Genomic DNA, 3,370 nt, shown 5'->3' with positions numbered 1-3,370 from the left:
CGGTGTCGAGCAGCGCCGCTGCGCCGAAACCGAGGGCGAGTGTCATGAGGTAGAACGCGCCGATCAGACCGATCGCCCAGAGCACGGAGGTCCGGGCGGCCTTGGCGGTCGGCACCGTGTAGAAGCGGATCAGGATGTGCGGCAGGCCCGCTGTGCCCAGCACGAGCGCGAGACCCAGGCTGAGGAAGTCGATCTTCGACGTGGTGTCGATGCCGTACTTCAGGCCGGGCTGCAGGAACGCGTCACCCTTGCCCGTGTTCGACGCTGCGGCCCCGAGCAGCTCGGAGAAGTTGAAGTCGAACTTCGCGAGCACCAGGATCGTGATCAGGATCGTGCCACCCATGAGCAGCACCGCCTTGACGATCTGCACCCACGTGGTGCCCTTCATGCCGCCGACGGTCACGTAGAAGACCATCAGCAGACCGACGCCGATGATCGTCAGGTTCTTCGCCGACTCCGATTCCGCCCCGAGGAGCAGCGCGACGAGTGCACCGGCCCCGACCATCTGGGCGAGCAGGTAGAAGATCGAGACCACCACGGTCGACGTGGACGCGGCCGTTCGGACCGGCCGCTGCCGCATCCGATAGGCCAGCTGGTCGGCCATCGTGTAACGGCCGGAGTTGCGCAGCAGCTCCGCCACGAGCAGCAGCGCCACGAGCCAGGCCACGAGGAACCCGATCGAGTAGAGGAACCCGTCATAGCCGTAGAGCGCGATCGCGCCGGAGATGCCGAGGAACGAGGCGGCCGACATGTAGTCGCCGGAGATCGCCATGCCGTTCTGGAATCCGCTGAAGGACCGGCCGCCGGCGTAGAAGTCGGCGGCGCCCTGGTTGTGCCTGCTCGCCCAGAACGTGATGCCGACCGTCAGGAGGACGACGGCGATGAACAAGATGGCGGTCAAGGTGTCGGAGCTCATCGCGCACCCCCGCCGAGCCGGTCGTCGTACTGCTTCTCGAGGGAGCGAGCGATCGGGTCGACGTTGCGGTTCATGTAGCGGGCGTAGAGCCAGGCGATCGCGAACGTCGTCAGGAACTGCAGCAGCCCGAACAGGAGGGCCATGTTGATGTTGCCGCCGATCGTGGTGTCCATGAAGCCGCTGGCCCAGTTGCTCATGACGACGTAGAGCAGGTACCAGGCGAAGAACGCGACGGTCGCGGGGAACGCGAAGCCGCGGTAGAGCGAGCGCAGCCGGTCGAACTCCGGTGACGCGTGCAGCTCGTCGTACACGGGGTCGTGCCGATGGGCTTGGCCCGTCGACTGGTCGATGTCTGGCACTGGAGGCACCCTTCTCCGGGAGGGATGTGATCGGCGTCACCGTAGGTGGCGACTTGCGCCAGTGGTGAGAGGTGGATCACGAGGACGCGACGAGCGGACTCGGGTCGTCGGTGAGCGGTCGGTCATGGACGACGAACGGTCGAGGCGGACGTACGCCGTCCGGTGGCCGTGGTTTCGAGACGGTGGCAGCGCCTCCTCCTCGACCACCGAGATCGTGAGGTCGTGAGGGCCGTGAGGTCGTGAGGGGAAGTTGACGTCTCCGGTACGGCGACCTGAGCCGGGCGTTACGTGCGCCGCCGAGGGTGGGACGCATGACGACGACACATCCCGGGCCGGACGCCGCCTCGACCACCTCGGCAGCGCCGGCCGCGAGCGCGCACCGCACCGGGCGCTGGATCGACGACTGGCGGCCCGAGGAGCCGGAGTTCTGGGAGAACGGAGGCCGCCGGGTCGCCCGCCGCAACCTGATCTGGTCGATCTTCGCCGAGCACCTCGGGTTCTCGGTGTGGCTGATCTGGAGCGTCAGCTCGGCGTTCCTGGTCTCGATGGGGTTCGGCTACACCCCCCAGCAGCTGTTCCTGCTGGTCGCGCTGCCGAACCTCGTCGGCTCGCTGCTGCGGCTGCCCTACACGTTCGCGGTGCCGAAGTTCGGCGGCCGCAACTGGACGATGGTCAGCGCCGGTCTGCTGCTGGTGCCGACGCTCGGCTTCGCGGTCGCCGTGCAGAACCCGGACACCCCGTTCTGGGCGTTCTGCCTGATCGCCGCGACGGCCGGTCTCGGCGGCGGCAACTTCGCCAGCTCGATGGCCAACATCAACTTCTTCTATCCCGCCGCCAAGAAGGGCGCCGCCCTGGGCCTCAACGCGGCCGGCGGCAACCTCGGCGTCTCGCTGATCCAGCTGTTCCTCCCGGTGATCGTGGGCGGCGCCGGCATCTTCGGGCTGGTGAAGGCGGCTGACAGCGGCATCAGTCTGCAGCGGGCCGCCTACGTGTACGCCGGGCTGGCGGTCGTGGCGACGCTCGCGGCGTACTTCTTCATGGACAACCTCACCTCCGCGAAGTCCAAGCCGCGCGAGCAGCTCCAGGTGGTCAAGGAGCGGCAGACCTGGGTGATGGCGTTCCTCTACATCGGCACGTTCGGCTCGTTCATCGGCTACTCCGCGGCGATGCCGCTGCTGATCAAGCTGAACTTCTGGGTCGCGGACCCGGCACCGCTCGGCACCGGCATCTACTTCGCCTACTACGCGTTCCTCGGCGCGCTGGTCGGCTCGGCCACCCGCCCGCTCGGCGGCTGGCTCGCCGACCGGTTCGGCGGCGCGCGGGTCACGTTGGCGGCGTTCGCCGCGATGATCGTGTTCACGCTCGCGGTGCTGTGGACGCTCACCCAGCTCACGCCGAACCCGAACCAGAGCGCGGTCATCGCCGAGGACAACCGGTCGTGGTTCCCGTGGTTCCTGGCGTTCTTCCTCTGCGTGTTCGCCGCCACCGGCATCGGCAACGGCTCGACGTACAAGATGATCCCGGCGATCTTCCGCACCCAGGCCGAGCGCGCGACCCCGGCCGGCACCTCCGAGCGCGAGGCCGCGCTGCACACCGGCACGAAGAAGGCCTCGGCCGCGATCGGTGTCATCGGCGCGGTCGGTGCGATCGGCGGGTTCCTCATCCCGATCGCGTTCAGCTCGCCGTGGGTCGACCAGCCGATGGAGGCGACCAAGGGCGCGTTCGTCGTGTTCACCGCGTTCTACGTCGTCTGCGCGGTCGTGACCTGGGCGGTGTTCCTGCGTCGTCCCCACGAGGCGAAGGCCCACGTCAGCCTGGCCAACGCGGGCATCTGATGGCCCGGACCCACTGTCCCTACTGCTCGCTCCAGTGCGGCATGACGCTCGTCCGCACCGGACGCAGCCTCGAGGTGCAGCCCTGGCCGGAGTTCCCGGTCAACGAGGGCGCGTTGTGCCGCAAGGGCTGGACGGCGACCGCGCTGCGCGGCCACCGGGAGCGGCTGACGACTCCGCTGCTGCGCGACCGGGAGAGCGGCGAGCTCCGCGCGGCCGGCTGGGACGAGGCACTCGACCTCGTCGCCGGCCGGCTGCGCGAG

General features: G+C 68.7%; 3 protein-coding genes and 1 pseudogene. 2 read left to right on the top strand and 2 right to left on the bottom strand.

All coding sequences use genetic code 11. The annotated features are described in order from the left end of the window. Together Q0L15_RS15365 and Q0L15_RS15360 are read right to left on the bottom strand one after the other, a co-directional pair. The coding region (locus Q0L15_RS15365) for a cation acetate symporter (protein ID WP_296605330.1) at positions 1–916 on the bottom strand (916 nt) is incomplete at its 3' end. Further along, on the bottom strand, positions 913–1,275 hold the full coding sequence (locus Q0L15_RS15360) for a DUF485 domain-containing protein (RefSeq protein ID WP_296605329.1): 363 nt from the start codon (positions 1,273–1,275) through the stop codon (positions 913–915). The genes Q0L15_RS15360 and Q0L15_RS15365, both read right to left, overlap by 4 nt. Positions 1,276–1,586: 311 nt before the next feature. Between Q0L15_RS15360 and Q0L15_RS15355 the strand changes: the two genes are divergently transcribed. Together Q0L15_RS15355 and Q0L15_RS15350 are read left to right on the top strand one after the other, a co-directional pair. After that, entirely contained in the window at positions 1,587–3,110 is a 1,524-nt protein-coding gene (locus Q0L15_RS15355) for an MFS transporter (protein ID WP_296605328.1), read from the top strand. Next, a pseudogene (locus Q0L15_RS15350) lies at positions 3,110–3,370 on the top strand (molybdopterin-dependent oxidoreductase); the annotation flags it as partial. The gene Q0L15_RS15355 and the pseudogene Q0L15_RS15350, both read left to right, overlap by 1 nt.

It is taken from the genome of Nocardioides sp., assembly GCF_024509035.1.
Classification (GTDB): domain Bacteria; phylum Actinomycetota; class Actinomycetes; order Propionibacteriales; family Nocardioidaceae; genus Nocardioides.
Note: the sequence above shows the minus strand (reverse complement) of the source record. Positions and strands in the feature narration are given on the sequence as shown.

Coding starts and splice junctions, on each gene's coding strand:
- Q0L15_RS15355 (WP_296605328.1), top strand. CDS start 1,587: ATGACGACGACACATCCCGGGCCGGACGCCGCCTCGACCACCTCGGCA.